The organism is Pseudomonas sp. MAG733B, assembly GCF_036884845.1.
Classification (GTDB): Bacteria; Pseudomonadota; Gammaproteobacteria; order Pseudomonadales; family Pseudomonadaceae; genus Aquipseudomonas.
This window is the reverse complement of the sequence record NZ_CP145732.1, coordinates 4,543,285-4,564,143: the sequence shown is the minus strand read 5'-3', so window position 1 is coordinate 4,564,143 and position 20,859 is coordinate 4,543,285. Positions and strand designations below refer to the sequence as shown.

The 20,859-nt window shown below is 59.2% G+C and carries 19 protein-coding genes and 2 pseudogenes; 14 read left to right on the top strand and 7 right to left on the bottom strand.

Annotation, left to right across the window (positions count from 1 at the left end):
- Positions 1-13: 13 nt before the first annotated feature.
- The 4 genes from V6Z53_RS20835 to V6Z53_RS20820 are packed head-to-tail and all read left to right on the top strand — an operon-like array spanning position 14 to position 4,362.
- The gene (locus tag V6Z53_RS20835; protein WP_338581494.1) at positions 14-763 is read left to right on the top strand and encodes an enoyl-CoA hydratase/isomerase family protein; all 750 of its coding nucleotides are present in this window, start codon (positions 14-16) and stop codon (positions 761-763) included.
- On the top strand, positions 760-1,971 hold the full coding sequence (locus tag V6Z53_RS20830) for a CaiB/BaiF CoA-transferase family protein (RefSeq protein WP_338581493.1): 1,212 nt from the start codon (positions 760-762) through the stop codon (positions 1,969-1,971). Before V6Z53_RS20835 ends, V6Z53_RS20830 begins: the two co-directional genes overlap by 4 nt.
- Positions 1,972-1,973: 2 nt before the next feature.
- On the top strand, positions 1,974-2,741 hold the full coding sequence (locus V6Z53_RS20825) for an enoyl-CoA hydratase/isomerase family protein (protein ID WP_338581492.1): 768 nt from the start codon (positions 1,974-1,976) through the stop codon (positions 2,739-2,741).
- Positions 2,734-4,362 (top strand): AMP-binding protein, encoded by a 1,629-nt coding sequence (locus tag V6Z53_RS20820; protein WP_338581491.1) that lies wholly within the window; start codon positions 2,734-2,736, stop codon positions 4,360-4,362. The genes V6Z53_RS20825 and V6Z53_RS20820 overlap by 8 nt, the downstream gene beginning before the upstream one ends.
- A gap of 7 nt (positions 4,363-4,369) precedes the next feature.
- Here the strand turns inward: V6Z53_RS20820 and V6Z53_RS20815 are convergent, their stop codons facing one another.
- Complete coding sequence (locus tag V6Z53_RS20815) at positions 4,370-4,888, bottom strand: MarR family transcriptional regulator (protein WP_338581490.1); 519 nt, start codon at positions 4,886-4,888, stop codon at positions 4,370-4,372.
- A gap of 169 nt (positions 4,889-5,057) precedes the next feature.
- Between V6Z53_RS20815 and V6Z53_RS20810 the strand changes: the two genes are divergently transcribed.
- The gene (locus V6Z53_RS20810) at positions 5,058-5,981 is read left to right on the top strand and encodes a hydroxymethylglutaryl-CoA lyase (RefSeq protein ID WP_338581489.1); all 924 of its coding nucleotides are present in this window, start codon (positions 5,058-5,060) and stop codon (positions 5,979-5,981) included.
- A 131-nt stretch (positions 5,982-6,112) separates the two neighbouring features.
- A complete protein-coding gene (locus tag V6Z53_RS20805; RefSeq protein ID WP_338581488.1) occupies positions 6,113-7,438 on the top strand; it encodes an OprD family porin in 1,326 nt (441 codons plus the stop codon).
- A 68-nt stretch (positions 7,439-7,506) separates the two neighbouring features.
- Here V6Z53_RS20805 and V6Z53_RS20800 read toward each other — a convergent pair whose 3' ends face one another.
- Positions 7,507-7,827, bottom strand: a complete 321-nt coding sequence (locus V6Z53_RS20800) for a hypothetical protein (RefSeq protein WP_338586597.1) — start codon at positions 7,825-7,827, stop codon at positions 7,507-7,509.
- Between V6Z53_RS20800 and V6Z53_RS20795 the strand changes: the two are divergent.
- The 3 genes and pseudogenes from V6Z53_RS20795 to V6Z53_RS20785 all read left to right on the top strand — a co-directional run.
- Positions 7,827-7,940: pseudogene (locus tag V6Z53_RS20795) on the top strand (Rrf2 family transcriptional regulator); the annotation flags it as partial. The gene V6Z53_RS20800 and the pseudogene V6Z53_RS20795 overlap by 1 nt on opposite strands.
- A gap of 32 nt (positions 7,941-7,972) precedes the next feature.
- Entirely contained in the window at positions 7,973-8,353 is a 381-nt protein-coding gene (locus V6Z53_RS20790; RefSeq protein WP_338581486.1) for an amidohydrolase family protein, read from the top strand.
- Positions 8,350-9,096: a fumarylacetoacetate hydrolase family protein gene (locus V6Z53_RS20785; protein WP_338581485.1), complete on the top strand. Its 747-nt coding sequence runs from the start codon at positions 8,350-8,352 to the stop codon at positions 9,094-9,096. The genes V6Z53_RS20790 and V6Z53_RS20785 overlap by 4 nt, the downstream gene beginning before the upstream one ends.
- 201 nt (positions 9,097-9,297) lie before the next feature.
- Here V6Z53_RS20785 and V6Z53_RS20780 read toward each other — a convergent pair whose 3' ends face one another.
- Positions 9,298-10,248: an enoyl-CoA hydratase/isomerase family protein gene (locus tag V6Z53_RS20780; RefSeq protein WP_338581484.1), complete on the bottom strand. Its 951-nt coding sequence runs from the start codon at positions 10,246-10,248 to the stop codon at positions 9,298-9,300.
- A 397-nt stretch (positions 10,249-10,645) separates the two neighbouring features.
- On the opposite strand from V6Z53_RS20780, the pseudogene V6Z53_RS20775 reads away from it, so the two are divergent.
- The 3 genes and pseudogenes from V6Z53_RS20775 to V6Z53_RS20765 form a co-directional block, all read left to right on the top strand.
- Positions 10,646-10,747 (top strand): annotated as a pseudogene (locus tag V6Z53_RS20775) (integrase); the annotation flags it as partial.
- 147 nt (positions 10,748-10,894) lie between these two features.
- Positions 10,895-12,043 carry an aldose epimerase family protein gene (locus V6Z53_RS20770; RefSeq protein ID WP_338581483.1) on the top strand — a complete coding sequence of 383 codons (1,149 nt, stop codon included), beginning with the start codon at positions 10,895-10,897 and terminating at the stop codon, positions 12,041-12,043.
- 263 nt (positions 12,044-12,306) lie between these two features.
- Positions 12,307-13,521 carry an aldose 1-epimerase family protein gene (locus V6Z53_RS20765; protein WP_338581482.1) on the top strand — a complete coding sequence of 405 codons (1,215 nt, stop codon included), beginning with the start codon at positions 12,307-12,309 and terminating at the stop codon, positions 13,519-13,521.
- Positions 13,522-13,881: 360 nt separating this feature from the next.
- Here V6Z53_RS20765 and V6Z53_RS20760 read toward each other — a convergent pair whose 3' ends face one another.
- The 4 genes from V6Z53_RS20760 to V6Z53_RS20745 all read right to left on the bottom strand — a co-directional run bounded on the left by V6Z53_RS20760 (position 13,882) and on the right by V6Z53_RS20745 (position 18,161).
- Positions 13,882-15,300 (bottom strand): DUF1254 domain-containing protein, encoded by a 1,419-nt coding sequence (locus V6Z53_RS20760; protein ID WP_338581481.1) that lies wholly within the window; start codon positions 15,298-15,300, stop codon positions 13,882-13,884.
- Between the two features lie 523 nt (positions 15,301-15,823).
- Positions 15,824-16,891, bottom strand: a complete 1,068-nt coding sequence (locus V6Z53_RS20755; protein ID WP_338581480.1) for a maleylacetate reductase — start codon at positions 16,889-16,891, stop codon at positions 15,824-15,826.
- A 21-nt stretch (positions 16,892-16,912) separates the two neighbouring features.
- On the bottom strand, positions 16,913-17,308 hold the full coding sequence (locus tag V6Z53_RS20750; RefSeq protein WP_338581479.1) for a nuclear transport factor 2 family protein: 396 nt from the start codon (positions 17,306-17,308) through the stop codon (positions 16,913-16,915).
- A gap of 19 nt (positions 17,309-17,327) precedes the next feature.
- Positions 17,328-18,161: a dioxygenase gene (locus tag V6Z53_RS20745; RefSeq protein WP_338581478.1), complete on the bottom strand. Its 834-nt coding sequence runs from the start codon at positions 18,159-18,161 to the stop codon at positions 17,328-17,330.
- Between the two features lie 172 nt (positions 18,162-18,333).
- On the opposite strand from V6Z53_RS20745, the gene V6Z53_RS20740 reads away from it, so the two are divergent.
- Positions 18,334-19,248, top strand: a complete 915-nt coding sequence (locus V6Z53_RS20740) for a LysR family transcriptional regulator (protein WP_338581477.1) — start codon at positions 18,334-18,336, stop codon at positions 19,246-19,248.
- Between the two features lie 175 nt (positions 19,249-19,423).
- Complete coding sequence (locus V6Z53_RS20735) at positions 19,424-20,854, top strand: sugar porter family MFS transporter (protein WP_338581476.1); 1,431 nt, start codon at positions 19,424-19,426, stop codon at positions 20,852-20,854.
- Positions 20,855-20,859: the final 5 nt, after the last annotated feature.

The following is a 20,859-nucleotide window of genomic DNA, read 5'->3' as shown; positions in this document are numbered from 1 at the left end:
TTGGAGAATAACAATGACAACCGAAACCCTGATCCTCAGCGAATTCGATGCTGGCGTGCTGGTGCTGACGCTCAATCGTCCCGACAAACTCAATGCCCTGAACTTCGCCCTGACCCAGGCCCTGATCGATGCCTTGAAAGCCGCCGACGCCGATGATTCCGTCCGCGCGATCATTCTGACCGGTGCCGGTCGCGGCTTCTGCGCGGGGGCCGATACCCGGGAGTTCGCCATTCTCACCCCGGACAACCAGGCGCTGGTCGAACAGCGTGCCGCGTTGACCACTGAACTGCAGGGGCTGGGCAAATGCCTGAGCAAACCGCTGATTGCCGCGGTAAACGGCTACGCCATGGGCGGCGGCAGCGGCCTGGTGCTGTCCTGCGACTTGGCGCTGGCAACCCCGGAAGCACGATTCGGTTACCCGGAGGTCAAGCACGGCATCGTCGCCGCGATTGTCATGGCCGGACTGGTCGAGCACGTAGGGCGCAAGGCTGCCTTTGAACTGGTGGCAAGCGGTCGCACCGTGGCGGCCGATGAAGCGTTGGCACTCGGTCTGATCAACCGCGTCGTGCCTGCCGGTCAGTTGCTGGATGAAGCCCACCAGCTCGCCGCGACGCTGGCCAGTTATCCGGTGCAAGCGATGCGCGCCACCAAACGGATTTTCCATGAAGTGGCCGAGTTGCCCTTCAGCGAAGGATTGCAGCGCGGCAAGGCACTCAATGCGCGGATGCGTGCCTTTCGCCAAGGCCAGGAGACGCCGGCATGAAGCCGCTTGAGGGAATTACCGTAATCGAGATGGCGCGGGTACTCGCCTGTCCGCTGGCCGGGATGATCCTGGCGGAGTTGGGCGCGCGGGTGATCAAGGTTGAGCAACCGGACACGGGTGACGAAACCCGGGGTTACGAGCCGTTCGCCGACAGCGTTGCGCAAAACGACGATTCTAGCGTGGAGCGCAGCGCCTATTACTACGCCTTCAATCGCAGCAAGGAATCGATCAGCGTCAATCTACGCTCGGTAGAGGGCCAGGACATCGTGCGCAAGCTGGTGGCCGACGCCGATGTGGTGCTGGAGAATTTTCCCACCGGCACCCTGGCCCGTTACGGCCTGGATTGGCCGAGCCTGCAAAAGGTCAACCGCGAACTGGTGTACGTCTCCTGTACCGGTTTCGGCCAGACCGGCCCCTACGCCAAACGCAAAGGCTACGACACGGTGTTCCAGGCCATGAGCGGCCTGATGAGCATGACTGGTGCTCGCGAGGGTGAACCGGTCAAGCCTGGTGTGCCGGTGGCGGACATGACCTCGGGTCTGTGGATCGCCCTGGGGACCCTGGCCATGCTGCAAGGTGCCAGAGGGCGCGGGGAGGGTGCCTATCTGGACTTCTCCATGCTCGATGGCCAGATCCCGCTGCTGTCACTGGCCGCGGCGCGCTTCTTTACCCATGCCGAGCTGCCGACGCGCATGGGCACCGAACACCCGGGCCGTGTGCCCTCGGCCAGTTTCCGCTGTGCCGACGGCGGTTTCGTGCACATCACCGGCGCCGATCAGCATTGGAAACCTCTGTGCAAACTGCTCGGTCTGGACGCACTGGCCGAAGACCCGAGGCTGCGGGAAAACAGTGGTCGCGTCTTGCACCGCGACGAAGTCATGCAGGCGTTGACGCAAGCCTGCGAGGGGCTGACCCGCGACCAATTGTGTGCAGCCTGTGATGCGTTCGGCGTACCGGCCGGACCGCTCAAGACGCTGGACGAGGTGATGGTCGATCCGCACCTGCAAGCCCGGGGCGTATTCGATCGTTTCGACCATCCGCAAACCGGCAGTTTCCCGGCGATTCGCTTGCCGTTTCACTTCACCGGCTTCGACAACCCGACACTCAGCCGCCCGCCATTGCTGGGTGAGCACAACGATACGGTGCTGACCGAACTGGGTTACTCCGCACAACAGATCGATGGCTTGCGGGCCGGGGGGGCGATTTGAGTATGAACACCTATTCCACTGTACGTCTGAACATCGATAGAGAGCAGCACATTGCCGAGCTGGTGCTTGATCGACCCGAAGCCCGCAACGCCTTGAACAGCGCCTTGTGCCGCGATCTTCATCGCGCCTTGTTGACTATCCGCGACAACCCGGCTGTGCACGTTGCGGTGATTCGCGCAGAAGGTCCGGTGTTCTGTGCCGGCGCCGATTTGAAAGAACGCGAGGGCATGGACGATGACCAGATCCGCGCCCGGCGTCTGCGCGCATTCGCCCTGTATGCGGCCATCGAGGATCTGCCGATTCCGATCTTCGCGGTGCTCGATGGCGCCGCCATCGGCTCCGGTTGCGAAATCGCCAGTGCCTGCGACTTCGCTATCGCCAGTGATCGCGCCAGTTTTCGCTACCCCGAAGCGCGCTGGGGCACCGTGGGCGCCACTCAACGTCTGCCGCGCATCGTCGGTCGGCGCCTGGCCAAGGAACTGATGTTCACCGGGCGCGTCGTTGATGCGCACGAGGCGCAGCGCATCGGCCTGCTCAATCGCGTCGTGGCCTCCGGTGAGTTGCGTGAATTCAGCGACCGGCTGGCGCAAGAGATTGCCGCCGGGCCGCCCCACGCTATGCGCAGCGCCAAACACACCCTGGACCATGGCTTGGACGATAGCCGTCACGGCGCCTTGGCCCGGGAAATTCTGGCGATCGAAGAAAATCTCAATGCCGGCGTCTGGAAAGCCGCCATGACCACCTTCAAAAAGGATACCGCCAGTGAGTGACGTCCAATCCCCCGTTCGTATTCCGCTGTGGGCGGTGCTGTGTGGTGTTGCCCAACAACGTCCCCATGCCGAAGCCCTGGCGGCGGAAGACGGCCGTCTGACCTACAGACAACTGGTCGAGAGTGCGGACAATGTCGCTCGGGCCATGCTGGCGTTGGGCTTGAAGCACGGTGACCACATAGGCCTGCTGCGGGCCAACTCGGTCAGTTGGGCGGTGCACTGGTATGCAGCGGCATCCCTGGGCCTGGTGACAGTGCCGCTCAACACCCGGTTTCGCACCGAAGAACTCAGCTATGGCCTGGGTCACGAAGATATTCGTGCGCTGTTTTGCGTCGATCGGTTCCTCGGCAAGATCGACTTCGTCGGCATGCTCCGGGAGATCGAGCCGGCCATCGACAGCGTTCTGCCGGGCAATGTATTGCCGCTGCTGCACAACCTGATCGTCGATGGCGAGCAGGTCCCGGCCGGAGCCCGCAGCCAGGGCGATTTCCTCGGTGCCGGCGTGGCCATCGATGATGCCGAGCTCGAGGCGGCACGAAATCGGGTGCAGGCCGACGACACGCTGCTGATTCAACTGACGTCCGGCACCACCAGTTACCCCAAGGGCGTCATGCTCAGTCACGCGGCGATGCTGGGAGTCGCCAAGTCGGTGGCGGGGCGCATCGGCGTGCGTGCCGATGATCGCTATTTCAGCCCGCGACCGTTCTACCACGTGTCCGGCAGCACCATGTCGTTGCTGGTCGCGCTGGTCGAAGGCGCCTGCCTGGTGACCGCCCAGACTTTCGATCCGGGTCAGGCGCTGTCGATCATGGCCGAGGAGCGCTGCACACTGACCTCGGGCAACGACACAATGTTTTTGATGATGCTCGCCGACCCAGGCTTTGATGCTTCAAAGCTTCATTTGCGAGGGGGATGGGCTGCCGCCAGTCCGCACATCCTGCGCGACGTGGTCGAGTTGATGGGCGCCACGGAAATCTGCAACGCCTACGGTTTGTCCGAAGCGGCGCCCAACCTCGTGGTGTCGGCCACCAGCGAGCCGTTGGCGCAGCGCATCGACGGCTACATGCTACCCCACGCAGGAATCAGCATCGAAATCCGCGATCCGCACACCGGCGCAACCTTGCCGCCCGGTGAAGTCGGCGAGATCTGCGCCAAAGGCTGGAGCCTGATGAAGGGCTACTACAAACTGCCAGAACAAACCGCCCAGACCCTGCGCTCAGGCTGGCTGCATACCGGTGATCTGGGGGAGATGGGCGTCGATGGCCGCTTGCGTTTCATTGGCCGGCTCAAGGACATGTTCCGGGTGGGCGGGGAGAACGTTTCGCCGCTGGAAGTCGAGCAGGTGCTGCTCAAACACCCAAGCGTGGAACTGGCCCAGGTGGTCGGCGTGCCCGACCCGCGACTGGGCGAAGTGCCGGCCGCCTACGTGACCCTGCGCAGTGGCCAGCACGCCGAAACCGCCGAGTTGATCGCGTTCTGCAAACAGTGCTGCGCCAACTTCAAGGTGCCGCGCTACCTCAGCGTGGTCGAGGGCTTTGAAAGCATCGGCATGACCGGCTCGAGCAAGGTCCAGAAGAACCGCTTGCGCGAGCACGCCATCAAGGAGTTCGGATTGGGCTGACGGCGCGTCATTCGCTCCAGTCGTTTTCCCGCTCCTGGTCGAGCATCGCGCGGGCCTGATGGGTCAGCTTTTGCAGTGCCACGGCCAACAGCTCTCGCTCGCTTTTGGTCAGGCACGATTGCAGTTGTTTGTTGAGCTGCACGGCTTCCGGGAACACCTGATCGACCAGTGCCTTGCCCTGGTCGGTCAGCGACAGTGCGATGCCCCGTGCATCGCTGGGGTCCGGTTGGCGCTCGACGAAGCCCCGCTCATTGAGTTTGACCACGATACGGCTGGTGAGGCCCTTGTCGAATTGCGCCTGGGCTGCCAACCGGTTGAGGGACAACTCGCCGGCGGTGTTGATCAGCGCAATGACCCGCCACTCGTTCATGGTCAGCGAGAATTTTCGCAGGTAAACGCTGGCGGTGTTCTTGGTGTAGAGGTTGCTCAACTGACGCAACTGGAACGACATCAAGTCGCGCAAATCCTGAGGCTCACCCAGCTTTCGGGAGGGATCGCCATTGCTTGTATTGGTGGTTTTCGGCATGCACCTTTCCTCAGTTAAATAAATTGACATTGTCAACTAAGTTGGCAGAGACTCAGCCTTCATTAACAGGCAATAAAACTTGAAAGACGGTATCTGCCATAGCAAAAGCAGCATGTTAGCGGTAAGCAACATAATTGACGATGCCAATCATCTACAACCTGGAGACGCCATGACTGATGTCGTACTTTGCGAGTGTTTCGCGCGCGACGGTTTGCAGCACGAAAGTGCGATCATCCCGATGCCGCGCAAGCGCGAGCTGATCGAGCAATTCGCCCATGCCGGTTTTACCCGCGTGGAGGCGACCTCGTATTCCAACCCGGCGGTCATCCCGCAATTCGCCGATGCCAGTGAGCTTCTGGCGGACCTGCCACGGCTTGAGGGCGTTTTCTACAAGGCGACCTGCGCCAACGTGCGGGCAGTGGAACGGGCCATCACCGATCTGGATGCGGGCTTCGGCGCCAACGAAATCAGCCTGTTGGTATCGGCCTCCGAATCTCATTCGCAGACCAACCTCAAGCGCAGTCGCGCCGAGCAATGGGCCAACATCGCGGCGATGGTCGACGCGGCGAAAGGTCGATTCAGATTGATCGGCACCGTGTCCGTGGCATTCGGTTGCCCGTTTGAAGGTCATGTCGACGAGAGTCAGGTGCTGGCGGATGTCGAAGCGTTCGCCCGGCTCGGCGTGACCCACGTCACCCTCGGCGACACCACGGGCGTCGCCACGCCACACAGCGTACGGCGGTTGTTTGGCAGTGTGTTGAGCACCATGCCTGAAGTCACCCCGATCGCGCATTTCCACGACACCCGCGCCACCGGGCTGGTCAATTACCTGGCCGCCCTGGAAGCGGGCACCCGCTATTTCGACTGCGCGTTCGGCGGGGTCGGTGGCCATCCGGCGAAGGTCAAATACGGCTCCGGGTTCACCGGCAATGTGAGTACTGAAGACTGGGTCAACCTGCTGGAATCGATGGGCGTGAACACGGGTATCGACCTGCAACGGATGCTGACCATTTCCGCGCAGTGCGAAGCCGCACTGGGGCGTGAACTGCACAGTCGGGTGGCACGCAGTGGGCTTAATCCGCTGATCGACTGATCACCCCGAAAGCAAACATAACAACACGTTTTCATTCTTTGCGCCTGCGTGGCCGAGCACGAAGAAGGCATCGTCGCGCCTGCAATTTGAGCCGTACACCCGGAACACCCATAAAAATAATAGAGGTACACATGACCAGAGTCACTCGATCCACAAGCCTGAAATGGGCTAGCGTCGCCATCAGCGTGGCGCTGTGGCAACCGGCCCACGGGGCCTTTCTTGAGGACAGCAAAGCCTCGATCAGCGCCCGGACGTTCTACTACAACAACGACAACCGCGACGGTGGCGCCGATCAACGAGAAACGGCCCAGGGCTTTCGCCTCGATTACCTGTCCGGGTTTACCGACGGCACCGTCGGTTTTGGTCTGGATGCGCAAGCACTGTTGGGTGTGCCGCTGGATGGCGGCAAAGGTCACCACCCGAACAACAACAGCTTCATCCCCAGCGATACCGATGGCTCGGCGGTGAGTTCGTGGAGCCGTGCGGCGGTGAATGGGAAGGTACGTTTCTCGCAGACAGAATTTCATTATGGCGGCGGGCTGAGCCCGAACCTGCCGATTCTGGTGCCGACCGACAGCCGCTTGCTGCCGCAAACCTTCGAGGGCGGCATCCTGACCTCAAAGGAAATCAACAACCTCACGGTGGTGGCGGGGCAGATCGAACACGTCACGGGCCGGGCTTCGAGCAACCACACAGGCCTGGCGGTGGCCGGGGCAACCGAAGAAAGCAACCAGTTCCGCTTTGCCGGCGGCGACTGGAAGGTCACCCCGAACCTGATGTTGCAGTACTACTACGCCAACCTCGAGGACTACTACCAGCAGCATTTCGGTGGCCTGATCCATGTGCTGCCGCTGGGCGCGGGACAGTCATTCAAGACCGATCTGCGCTACTTCAAAAGCAGCAGCGACGGCGCCAATGGTGATCCCGGTTACCGATTCAATAACAACGGCGGCTATGCAAAGCATCCAGGTGAAATCGACAACACCACCTGGAGCGCCATGTTCACCTACACCCTGGGTGGCAACTCGCTGATGCTCGGACACCAACGGGTCAGCGACGACGGCGGTTTCGTCTGGGCCAATCAGGGCAGCCTGCCCAACGAAGGCGCGGCCGGTGCAGCCTTCTACCTGTTCACTGACAGCATGATCAACCAATTCGCCCGCGCGGGCGAAAACACTACATTCGGCCAGTACAGCTATGACTTCGCGGGGCTGGGCGTGCCTGGCCTGAAGACGTCGATTGCCTATCTTCAAGGTCGGGATATCAAGAGCCTGACAGGTGCCGCCGATCAATCCGAATGGGAGCGCGACATGCGCATTGACTATGTCATCCAGTCAGGTGCGTTGAAGGGCTTTGGTGCGACGTTGCGTCACGGTGTTTATCGGGGCAGCGACACGGGTATTGCCGATCAGGACCAGACTCGGTTGATCTTCAATTACACCTACAGCTTCATGTAGTGGCGATCAGCAGGCCGGACACGCAACGTGTAGCATCTGGCGCTGCCTGCGTCCGGCTGCGCCAGTCGCTACAAGTTGCGAACGTGAAGACGCTCTGCAGTTCCTGTGTGGCATTTGGCAGGCAGGCTTACTTCAGTTTTTCCGAAGGCCAGTTCCAGTTTTGGCGCATCTCCATACAAGGCGTTGTGATCTGCCAGTGCGCGCTCAAAGGCCTGGAGCATTCCCTTGCTATCCTTGAGCGCACGATTGACCGAATACCCGCCCGCCTGATCGTCATAGTGATGGAATACCAGCAGCACCACACCGCAGCGTATTGCATGCTCATTCCAGTCGGTATTGGGATTACCTTTTGCAGAGCGCGGCGGACTTTCAAACCTTCTGGCAGTCATCCAATCCGGTGGTGGTCCGGCGGACCATGGCACTGTTCAGGGACAAGGGGTATGTGCGCTCAGAAAAGGGTCACCGGGGAGGGTGGACGTTGGCAAAACCGCTGGCCGACCTACACCCCCCATTTCTAGTGGTTGGGAAACCCGCATGGCACTGCTCTGGTCCGAAGGCGTGCGCAGTGGGCGCATCACCCCGCAGAGCTTTGTTGCGCTGACCTCCACTAATGCCGCCAAGATGTATGGGTTGTATCCGCGCAAGGGCAGCATCGCTATTGGTGCTGATGCCGACCTGGTGATCTGGAACGAAGGTGAGCCGGTTCACCTGAACAACGAAATGCTGCACCACAACGTCGATTACACACCTTACGCCGGCATGACCCTGAGCGCCTGGCCGGCCATGACCTTGTCTCGCGGTGAGGTGGTCTGGGACGGCGAGCCGCGCGGTGAGGCTGGTCGCGGCCGCTTTCTGCCGTGCGAACGCCCGGCGCCCGCACAACTGCGCCGACGTAAGACCGAGTTGGATTTGTGAGTGCGATCACGCAGGTGGCCGCCAGCCTGATTCGTGGTTGGCGTGAGGGGCGCCAACAACCGTTGCCAACTTTGGAACTGGCTAGCGAAGCCGAAGCCTATGCCGTCCAGCACCAGGTAGCGGATGCCCTCGGCTGGTTCGCCTCCGGGCCGCCATCGGCCTGGAAACTGGGCGGTGCTCCGGGAGGACTGATCAGCGCCGCCGGGGTGCCGGCAATTGCAGTGCACCCGTCGGGATGGCAGGTTCCGCCGGGCGATGCCTTCGGTTTCGGGATCGAGGGAGAACTGATCGTGCGCCTGTCGCGCGACCTCGACCAGCACACCGATCTGGCCATGGCCTGTGCGGCGGTCGATGTGTGGATGCCGGGCATCGAACTGTGTGGCACGCGTTGGCTTCAGGGCGATCAGGCCGCGCCACTGCTTCGGCTGGCCGACCAGCAACTCAACCGCGCGCTAATACTGGGTACACCGCAAACGCTGGCGGAAATGCCGGATTGGTCAAGACAGCAGGTGGCGTTGCGGGTGGCCGGAGAACCTGAGTTCGTTGGCGTTGGCAGCCATCCATTCGGTGAGCCGCTGAGTTCGCTGCCGTGGCTGGCGCGTCACGCTGCGGCACTGGGCAGGCCCTTGCGAGCCGGTGACCTGGTGGCTAGTGGCAGCTGGACCGGTATCTACTGGGTGTCGGCCGGGGTGCAAGTGGAAGTTGAGTTTGCCGGGATAGGACGGGTTGCCTTGTCGACTTGATGCGGTTCAAAGGAACTTGGGTAGCGAGATGGCTTCTCCAGAGGGGCCTGAGGGAATGCCCAGAGGCAAGCCTCAAAGCCCACGCCTTTTAAGCAGGAGCAATGCGCCGGCTGGCTTCCAAAACTGAAATCGGCAACTTGAGTAAAGGGCTAAGCCTGGCCCAGCCCCGGTAAAATCAGCACTGTTGCTGTTATCCGCGCCTCAGTTTTTCTCGGCACTGACCTGGCCGGTATACTTGGGCAGGTTAATTTCCACATCAGCTTTTTGTTGCAGGCCTAGTTCCATAAGGCGGCCGATATGGTGTTGGGCGGCAGGGCGTCGAACAGAGTTGAGAAAAGCGGGCCATTCCTTGCCGATGTCTTCGTTTGAAGGGAGGGAAGCTACATTCACCAGCTCCTTGATCTCGCCCAGAGACTGCTTGTCGAAGGTGGCGATGCGGCGGGCCAGAGCATCGACGAAGCTGTTCAGTTCGCCTTCGGGGAAGCTGCGGTTAACGTAACCATAACGCTCGGCCAGCTTGCCGTCGATATCGTTACCGCTCAGCAAGACCTCTAATGCACGGCCGCGGCCGATAAGGCGTGGCAGGCGCGCCATCGGGCCTCCGCCTGGGACAAAGCCGGCGCCAATTTCAAATTGGGAAAGCACTGCCTTGTCGCTGGCAAAACGCATATCGCTGGCCAGCGCCAGTTCGCTGCCCACGCCGGAGGCGCGGCCGTTGATCATCGCGATGGAAACCACTGGGGACTTGCTCAGGCGTACCAACATGTCCGGAAGGGGCGGCAGGCCGGTCTTCCCGTTGGGCATTTCCAGGGTCCGCTGCAGAGGCTCCGCAAAGTCGTAGTGGGTTAGGAAAAAACCAGGCAGCTTGCTTTCAAAGACCACCACCTTGAGTTTGCTGTCGCTTTCGATCGCGCTAATCACCTTCTCGAACTGGAAGGTAGAATCCGGGCCATATATGTTGAAAGGCGGGTTGTTGATCTGCACTCGCCAGTATTCGGGGCTGATCTTTTCAATGAGAAACTGGTTGGGGGAGGAGCTGGCAGATTTGGGGGGGCTGGCAGTGTCGGCAGCCAGAGCTTGACCAGCCATAGTGGTGCCGCCCAGCAGCATGCTAAAGGCGAGAGTGGCGCTTACGATACGGGCTAGTTTCATAACGGTGAACTCCAACTTAATGGAATGAACAGCGATGAATTGACCTGAACACCCTTCAGGATCACAAGCACCTGTTGATGCTCGACTTAGCGGTATGGTCAGCAGCAGCTCTTTGGCAAATTTAGGCGCGATTATCAGTGGCAGCAGTAGCGCAAGCTGGATTGGCCCCTCCTGGCACAAGGCGACATGTTTCGCCCACCAAGATCCCGGTGTTCATGGATCTATCAACACATGTCCACTTCAGCCTGGACTGCCGACCGTGCCAGACCACAGTCCGGTCATGCGCACGAAACCCACGTACATGTGTCGACCCCCGAAGGAACGGAGCAACGGGCACGCTTCTGCACGCCCTCATTAAATGGCAGGCCACAACAACAGCTCAAACGGGGATTCGCAGCAGCAGAAAACCCAGCACCCAGTGCAATTTGAAATCACTGAACAAACCCGAACGGTTCTGGAGGCTTGGATGCGACAGGCCCACCTACGCAGCGAGGTTTTTTCCGACCCGGCGAGGCAAGGCAGCGCTACAGGCGAGGCAAAAAAGTCATGCTTTTTTGTTGGATATTCTCCAGCAAGCCGCTATAAATCTTCTCTTGTTGAGTATTTAGTATGACTAATTATTAAAAACAACAAAGGAAGGTCAACCATGCTTCAATCCCGACACTTGCTATCCGGCCTCGGACTGTCCCTGATGATCGCCACTCTCTCCGCCCAGGCTGCCGGCCTGTCTGCCGAACACAAAGCGTTCGGCAAGACCAATGACGGCACGCCCGTCGAACAATACATATTGCGCAACAGCCATGGCCTGCAAGCCACAGTCATTACCTATGGCGGGGTTCTGCAGTCATTGAAGGTGCCGGGAAAGGACGGCAAGTCCGAAGATATCGTGCTCGGCTTCGATGACGTTCAGGGTTATCAAAGTGGTACCGCGTACTTTGGCGCGACCATCGGCCGCTACGGCAATCGCCTGGCCAACGGTACGTTCGAACTGGACGGAAGACACTATCAAGTGCCGAAAAACGACGGCCCGAACTCGCTGCACGGCGGGCCGCTGGGTTTCGACAAACACGTGTGGAAAGCGCAACCGACCAAAAGCAAGGATTCGGTCGGCGTGACCCTGACTTACCTGTCAGTTGACGGTGAAATGGGCTTTCCTGGCAACCTGAAAACCGAGGTCACGTACAGCCTGACCGAGAACAACGAACTGCGGATCGACTACAAGGCATCGACCGATAAACCGACGGTGCTGAACCTGACCAACCACAGCTATTTCAACCTCGCCGGCGCCGGTAATGGTGATGTGCTGAAACAGGTCGCCACCCTGTACGCGTCGCAGTACACGCCGGTTAATGCCACGTTGATCCCCACCGGTGAACTGGCACCGGTCGCCAACACACCGATGGACTTCACCCAACCCACCGCCATCGGCAAAAATATCAAGGCTGATCACCCGCAGCTGAAATTCGCTGAACCGAAACAGGGCGGTTTTGACTTCAACTGGGTGCTGGACGCCAAGGGCGACGTGAGCAAGCTCGCCGCTGATGTCAGCGACCCGCAATCGGGCCGTCGCTTGCAGCTCTACACCAGCGAACCGGGCGTGCAGTTCTACACCGGCAACTTCCTCGACGGCACGGTCAAGGGCAAGGCCGGCAAGATTTATCCGCATTGGGGCGCGTTCACGCTGGAGACTCAGCATTACCCGGATTCGCCGAATCAGCCGAACTTCCCTTCAACGCGACTGGACCCGGGCAAAACTTATACCCAGAGCGTTGTGCTGAAGTTTTCCGCCCCATAGCCCCCGAACTCTCGCCATACCACATAGCAGCTGTCGAGCCTGCGAGGCTGCGTCCGAGGACGCAGTCGTCGCTCGCCGGGAGGCGGCAACCGACCCAAAGCGGACATTCACGAAGGTCTGCTTTGGGCCATCAACGACATTACCGTGTTTGCCCTGCGCTCGCTGCACGCTGCCAACCTCGTCGGCATTGGGTCGCTTTTTAGCTTGCTGAAACGTTTCATCAAGTTTATAAAAACGGCACAACTCCAAGAAAGGCTGCCGCCATGACCCCGCTCAAACTTTTTGTTGCCCTCAGCGCACTGTCCGCTGCCTCCCACGCCATGGCCTGGGATTACGTTCTGCTCGACACCGACAAGGCCGCCCAGAACTGGCAGATCACCAGCCAGCAACTCGGAATAAAAACCGACAAACCCTTCAGCGTTACCCTGCGCACCTTGCACGGCGGTCGGCAGGAGGGCGTCAGCATCGTCGACATCGATAACGGCACGATGAAACTCTCGGTAGTGCCGACACGCGGAATGAACGTCTTGCAGGCCTCGGTCGGCAATGTGCGCATGGGCTGGGATTCGCCGGTCAAGGAAGTGGTCAATCCGTCCTTCATCGAACTCAATGGCCGCGGTGGTCTGGGCTGGTTGGAAGGTTTCAATGAGCTGGTCACCCGCTGCGGATACGAATGGGTCGGCCACCCCGGCGTCGACAACGGCGAACTGCTGACCCTGCACGGTCGGGCCGCCAACATTCCTGCGAACAACGTCACCCTGCATATCGATGAAAAACCACCGTACGCCATCACCCTGCGCGGCGAACTGAAAGAGCAGGCGTTCAAGAAGGTTGACTTCTCGGTCGCGACCGAACTGGTCACCGAACCCGGCAGCGTCGTCTTCGCCCTCAACGACACCCTGACCAACAACGGCGACTATCCGAAGGAATACCAGGCGCTGTATCACAGCAACTTCAGCACCCCGTTCCTGGAGCAGGGCGCTCGTTTCGCCGCGCCGGTGAAACAGGTGTCGCCGTTCAACGACAAGGCCAAGGGCGATCTGCCCGACTGGCAAACCTACCGCGCACCGACCAGGGACTACGACGAAACGGTTTACAACGTGGTGCCGTATGCCGATGCCAAGGGCGATACGTTGACCGTGTTGCATAACAAGGCCGGCAGCCTGGGCGTTTCGGTCGGCTTCAATACCCAGACACTGCCCGTGTTTTCCCTGTGGAAAAACACCGATACCCAAGGCCAGGGCTATGTCACGGGGCTGGAGCCGGGGACAAGTTTTTCCTACAACCGCCGTTATCAGCGGCCACTGAACCTGGTACCGACAATTGGGCCCAAGGAACACAAGCAGTTCCGCATCAGCTACAGCTTGTTGGCGGATACGGCGGCGGTGGATAAGGCCTTGAAGCAGGTGAGCGAGATTCAGGATGGGCGGGAGACTGAGGTGCGGCAGACGCCGCTGGTTGATCTGACCAAGGGGTGACACCGGCTGGAGCATTGTCGGCCGATATTGCAGCCCCTCGGCCAAATGTTCGTAGCTGATCCCGTCGCCTAGTTAAAGGTCCGCCAGCGAGCGCGCGACCTTGAGCAGTCGATGGGCTGCTCGCAACGATTCGTTCACTGCCGCTCCTGGCCGTTTTCTGCCATCGCGAGAGGCAGAAAGCGACCCATTAAACGGTCGCGAACGTAAGAAACCTAGGGGTGAAGTCGACGCGGTTTGAAGCTTGGCTATCACCGACTCCCAGTGCGCTTATTGGCCAGTCTTTGAATGGCTGTAACAAATCTGATGCCCTGGCCAGCGGCGGCTCACCAGGGCCGTCCGCTGGATACAGTTGTCAGCGCGTCATGTAACTTTGACGATCTGCGGTGGACTCCATGTCCCTTTGCCAGGAGGCAGGATGGAAGGTGTTTCCGTCTTCGGCCAATACAGGCGCATCACCATGTAGATCAGATCATTTGGTGCGGGCAGCCAGTTGCTTTCCTTGTCTGCGCCGGGTGAATCCTTCTGGATGTACAGCGTCAGCGAGCCGTCGGCGTTCTTCTTCATATCGGGTAGCATCGGCGCGTTGATGAGGTAGCGATTGATCGGATTCTTGATCAACAGTTGCGACTTGCCGTCGTACATCGTCACCGACCAGAAGGCATTGACTGGCGGGAGTTGCCCGGCAGGAAAGGTGATCGTGTAGTTGTGCTTGCTGCCGTCGAGTCGCTCGCCATCGGGTAAGGTACTGGTTATTGGATACGTGGCCTCATCGGCATCGTTGGCGTAGATGCCCGCTTGCGCGACGGCAGCGCGCTTCAGCCAGTCACCGTTATAAAAGGCACTGTTGCCACCGGCACCGGCAATGTTCCAGCCGTTGATCTTCGTGCCGAGATTCTTGATCCCATCCTCGACCTTCGCATGCCCAGCCTGCATGCCCTGAACGATGGCGGACTTCTGCTCGGCCGATAGAGCCTGGAAGTTAAAGTCCTTCCCTACCCCGATTCGGGCAAGTCTCTCGCGGATCGCCACTTCATTCGGTGCGGCGGGATCGAACTGCAAGGCAAAGCTCAGGTACTTGAAGAAGTCAGTCTTCACCAGGTCTTTGTCGATCTTCGGGAAATCAATCGGCGGCGCGGCAGGTGGTGCGGGTTGCTTGAGGTAGGCGGAAAGCGGTTGTGCTTTGTAGCCGGATTGGATCTTTTCGACGTTCGACATATCAGTTGGATTGAACAGCTGGGTTCGATAAATCGCGAAGGGCAGTTGCGTACGGGAATGAAACACCTTCTTGATACCCGGCGGAGTCGCGCCTTTCCATTCGGGGCCGACCACCATGTAATCGCCGGCTTCATTGCCGGTGGTACGGTTACCGATGTAACCGAAGTTGTAAGTATTGCCGTCGATGAGTTGCACCGAGTAGTAGCGCGGTTTCTCTACCGCCGGCACCGAGAGCACGACTGGCTCGCTTCGCACGTCCATGAACATCAGGGAATAGGGAGTGTCGCTGTTCGGCGAGATGATGGCCGTGTCCTGGTAGGTAGCGACGTGATGCAGGCTATGGATCTGGTTGAACGGCGCCTTGAACTGGCTGGAGTTCTTGTCCACCGCGTAGTCATACATGATCGCGTAGTTCATCACGATGGGCAGACCGTAAATGTAGCCTTCCTCGGCGATGGTTTTCGTTTCGGCGGGAGTGATGTCCGTTGCGTGGGTGAGGGTGGATGTAAAAGAGGCGAGCCATAACATCGCACAGCCAACGGCTCTCGGTAGTGGGCTTTTCATAAACCTGCTTCTCCATTCCTTGAATCGGATAGTGTGTCGATCAACTAACCACTGGTTAGGCGATGTGAAGGGGCGCGGTGTTCGCGACCTGATGACTCATCGCGCGCATAGTCTTCCTGTGAATCCTTGTCTTGCCCGAAGATGTCACTCCGAACGCGACACTGTTCGAGGAGAATTCGACATGGATGGCAAACCCAGGCTGCTCGGTGAGTATAAGCGGCAATTCAAATAGCGCCGCTGAGATGTCAACCGCTTTCCAGGTATTGCCAGGCAGTTCATATGCGGGCATAGCTAAAGCGACACCCAGACATTTTCGACTGTCTGCTTTTGGCCGATTGCGGCCTTTCATAGTGGGCGCTTTAAGACACGGTAGAGCGTCGTTTGTGATGATCCGACTCAGAAGGACGCTTTTCCATCAGCTACATTTTGGTGGGTGATCCTTGGCAAGCTATCGAGGGATGTCCGTTTGAGTGCAAACCGAGTGCACAAAGCACTCGATCTGACTTTGTCTTACTAATTCGGTCTACTGTGGACGAACGCCGTCATAGGCGTCCTGAAGCAACTGGCGGATTGCCTGCGCATCGATGGGTCTCGGGTTCCAGTATGGGTTGGACAAAGCGATGTCGGTGGCGCGATCCAGATCCGCCTCGGTCAGGCCAAGATCCTTGAGTCGGGTCGGTGCGCCCAAGGAGCTGGAAAGATCGAACAATGCGGCGGCGGGGCTGCAATCGTCGACGCCCAGTGCTCGATTGATGCGTGACAATGCAGGCGCGGCAGGCTGGTTGTACGCAATGGCGTGGGGCAGCACGATGGTGTGGGTTTGTGCATGGGGCAGATTGAAGCTGCCGCCCAGGGTGTGGCATAGCTTGTGATGCAGTGCCATACCGACGTTGCCCAATACCGTGCCACATAGCCAGGCGCCGTAGAGGCAATCACCACGCGCGTCGAGATCAGCCGGGTTTTGGCTGATCTTTTTCATGCCTTCGGCCAGAGCGCGAATCCCTTCTTCGGCCATCAGCGACATCACCGGGTTGCCATCCTGGGCATACAGGCCTTCGGCCGCGTGAGCGATGGCGTTCATGCCGCTGGTGATGGACATGTCCAGGGGCAGGCTGACGCTGAGCTCAGGGTCGTAGATCACGGTTTTTGGCAGGACGCGCGGGTCCTTGCCGGTGCGTTTGAGACCGTTTTCGGTCAGACCGTAAACAGGTGTCATTTCGGAACCAGCGTAGGTGGTGGGAATTGCCAGGATCGGCAGGCCCGAGTCCATGGCAATCGCCTTGCCCAGGCCAGTGGTCGAACCACCGCCGATGGCGATGGCACAATCGGCGCCCAGTTTGTTCGCCACTTCACGGGCTTGCCGGGCGGTTTCGATGGGCACATGCATGACGGCCTTGTCGAAAATATCGGCGGCGCGATTGCCCAGCAAATGCGCGATGTGCTCAGCCTGGGAGCGTTGTTCCGGGGTGCAGAGCACCAGTGCCCGTTTGGCGCCCAACCGATCGATTTCCGCTTCCAGTTGTTGCAGCGAGCCCTTGCCGAAAATGACGCGCGACGGCTGACCGTTATAGATGAAGGGTAGGGTGGACATGGGGCGATTCTCCGGGGGCGGTTAGAGCGCTGAAGGCTTTGCCATAGGCGTGGGTTGATAGGCGAACAATTGCCATTGCAGGCCGGTCTTGAGCCAGACCGTCAGCGTGCGGTTGTGAATGGTTTTGTCGATGCCGTGGGACGTGATGTCGGCTGACATTTTTCCGAAGGCGAGGGCGGTATTCCCTGACAAGCGAACTTCCTCAAGCCGATAATCAATGCGGTGATAAACGTAGAGGCCTTCGCGGCATTTGTTCAGGTAGCTGTCCAGACTGTCCTTGACCCCATTGGAGTGGATATAGATCAACTCGGGATGAGACAGGCGTTCGAAGGTTTGCAAGTCACCTTGGCGCATGGCCAGGTAACGTTCTTCTTCAAGTGCACTGATGACCGCGGTAATGGAAGGTTCGTCGAGCATGATTTCCTCGCTGTGCGATTCAATGTTTGGTCAGGACAAAATCGAAGGCGAGGGTATGGAAGGCATCGCTGCTGAATGTGCCGTCGGGAGTCAGCCCGGGTTCGTGGGCAGTCCACTCGGTAATTAATGAAGAGCGCACGCCGAATACCGCATCGGAATCCAGATACGGGTCGCCTTCACGAAATACCTGGGTGGTCAGGCGTTGATAACCGGGAGCACTGATGGTGAATTGCAGGTGCGCGGGGCGCCATGGGTGGCGGTTGAGCGACGCAAGCATCTGGCCAACCGGACCGTCGTCGAGGATGGGCTGACAGTCGGGCACGACGGTCCAGAAATGGTACTCACCCGCCTGATCGGCTTGAATCAGCGCCTGGTTGCAGTTATCGGCACCGCTGCCGCCGGCCATGCAGATCTGCAAGGTGGCGCCTGGAACGACGTTGCCTCTGACATCGCGAATCACGCCGCGCACATGACACTTGGGCCCGGCAAGGCCCGCGCTGATGTCAGCGCCCAGATCGAAGATTCTGGCGTTCTTTGCCTGCAACACATCAAAGGTTGTCGGCTCGGTGCAACCCTTGGGGTTCTTGTCGTTCTGTGCCAGCACCAGTGTCGACAGCCCCAAAGTATGGGAAAGCAACACGAACTCCTGACGATCCGCTGAACTCATTTGGCCCGCTTGGGCGAGAAAGTCCATGCCACGCTGCCATTCCTGTTCGGTCAGTTTGGTGTCGCGGGCAAAGGCGTGCAGATGTTGCACGAGGCTGGTCATGATTTCGCAAAGGCGCGCATCCGTGGTGCCACTGTTGCGCGCCAGTACGGCTTGAGTGATGGAGGCTTCGTCCAGATTACGCATCGTGACTCCGGGATTTTTTGGTTTTTTTGTGCCCTGTCTGCCTGTCGCGGGTGTGCCGCCAACGGCTCTGTTCAGGCTATAGCGCTGCACGTTATAGTTCCGGACAACGCAAAAAAAGACTGATAAAGAAAATCTTTATTTCATATATGAAAAAGTAAAAGCGGAGCACTCAATGGATCGGTTAACCGAACTGGAGCTTTTCGTCACGACGGCGGAAGTGGGTACCTTGAGCAAGGCGGCAGAACTGCTCGGCTTATCGAACGCCGCCGCCAGTCGACACCTGGTAGCACTGGAGCAACGACTCAACGTCCGGTTGATCGATCGTAATACACGTCGTCTTGCGCTGACCCATTCCGGTCATCAGTTCTATACCAGTTGCAAAAGCCTGCTCGGTGAGTTGAAGGAAGCCGAGGCTTCGCTGACCGAATCACTGGTACAGCCGGTCGGCACCTTGACGATCACCTCGTCCATTTCGTTTTGCATGCTGCATATCGCGCCGCTGATACCGGCGTTTCGCAAGAAATACCCGCACATCAACGTCAAGCTCCTGGGCGAGAATCGCTATTTCGACATCATCGACAGCGAAATAGACCTGGCGATCAGGACCAAGGAATACGAGCCTGACTCCAACATCACCATTCGCCGCCTGGCCGAAACGCGCAGGGTGCTGGCCGCTTCACCGGGTTACCTGCAACGCATGGGCACGCCGAAGACCATCGAAGATCTGGCTAAACATGACGTACTGATCTACAGCCATGCCAACCAGCCCCGGGTCATGCGTTTCACCAAAGACGACGAAGAGGTCGCGATCAAGGTCGAACCCATGCTGGAAACCAACGATGGGCAGATCGTCCGGGCAGCGGCCCTGGCCGGTGGCGGCATCCTGGTGCAGCCCAAGTACATCATAAACGCCGATCTGGTGGCGGGGCGCCTGATCCCGGTTCTGGATGACTGGGACCTGCCGCGATTGACGATCAACATGGCGTTCCAGAGCCGACGCTACATGCCTACCAAGCTGCGCGTGTTCATCGATTTTCTGCTCGCGGACTTTGCCGAGCATGAATATGAGCGCTTCTGGACGCGCTGATACTGCGTTCCGCTCCATCCCCCCAAGTCGCGCGTTCGCGCGACTTAACTGCCGGAATTCTCAGTTTTCCATCTAGTGGAAAACACATTTGCCGTTAGGGCGTTTGTTTTCCGATTCAATGGCAGTAGTCTCGATTCCACTGAGAGCACACATAACTTCAATAAAGGTTGACCTCATGTCTAACAGTCAAACTGTCGGTGCTTCGTCGAAGATTCTCTGGCGAATTGCAGCCATCACTACCATGGGGTCATTGGGATTCGGGTATGACACAGGTGTCATTTCCGGAGCGCTGCCCTTCATGTCACTGGATGCCAGCCAGGGCGGCCTCGGTCTGACCCCGGTCTCGGAAGGTCTGGTCGCGTCCTCGTTGATCTTTGGCGGCGCCGTAGGTGCGCTGTTCGCCGGGCAACTGTCCGACCGTTATGGTCGTCTCGGCGTGCTCAAGGCGCTGGCCCTGCTGTTTGCATTGGGCGCCCTGGGTACCGCGCTGGCGCCGGATATGTGGTCCATGGTCGTTACGCGTTTCATTCTCGGCATCGCCGTTGGCGGTGCATCTTCCACCGTTCCCGTATTGATTGCAGAACTGGCAGCCCCCAAACATCGCGGCCGACTGGTGTGCCAGAGCGAACTGATGATTGTTTCAGGGCAATGCCTGGCTTACGTCGCCAGTGCCGGGTTGGCGCACCTGTTCGACAGCCCGACGATCTGGCGCTACATGCTGGCCATCGCCTTGATCCCGGCGGCGCTGCTTTATGTCGGCATGCATTTCGTCCCCACCTCGCCGCGCTGGCTGGTCAGCAAAGGCCGCGTTGCAGAAGCCAAGACAGTACTAGCCGGCATCCGTGATACGCAGCATGAAGCGGACCGCGAGCTGAAGGAAATCATCTCCCAGTGCAAAGTCGAAGCGCGCCAGACCAGTGTGCTCGCCACGCTCAACGAACCCTGGCTGCTCAAGCTGCTCGCCATTGGTATCGGTCTTGGCTTCGTCATCCAGTTCACCGGCGTCAACGCGTTCATGTACTACACGCCGATGATTCTCAAAGAGACCGGCATGGGCATCAACGCCGCCCTTATCGCGACCATCGGCAATGGTGTGGTCTCGGTGATCGCCACGTTGATTGGCATGTGGGTGATCAACCGCATGGGCCGTCGCTCGATGTTGTTGCTGGGGCTGACGGTCGTCGTACTGGCGCAGATCTTCCTCGGTGTGGTGCTCAACTTCATGCCGCACTCGCTGCTGCAAAGCTACCTGGCACTGTCCGGCGTGCTGGTGTTCCTGTTCTTCATGCAGATGTGCATCGGCCCGGTTTACTGGCTGCTGATGTCGGAACTGTTCCCGACCCATGCACGCGGTTTGATGAATGGCATTTCGGTGAGCGTGTTCTGGATTTTCAACGCCATCGTTGCCTTCGTCTTCCCGGTGTTGCTGAGCGTGCTGGGCGGCATGACCTTCTTCCTGTTCGCCGTGGTGAACATTGGCTCGATCATCTTCTGCACGTTGTGGTTGCCGGAAACCAAGGGCCTGACCCTGGAAGAAATTGAGCAGCAAATGAAGCAACGTTTCAATGGCCGCAAATGGCGCGCTGTCGACGCTCAAGCTTATTGAGAACG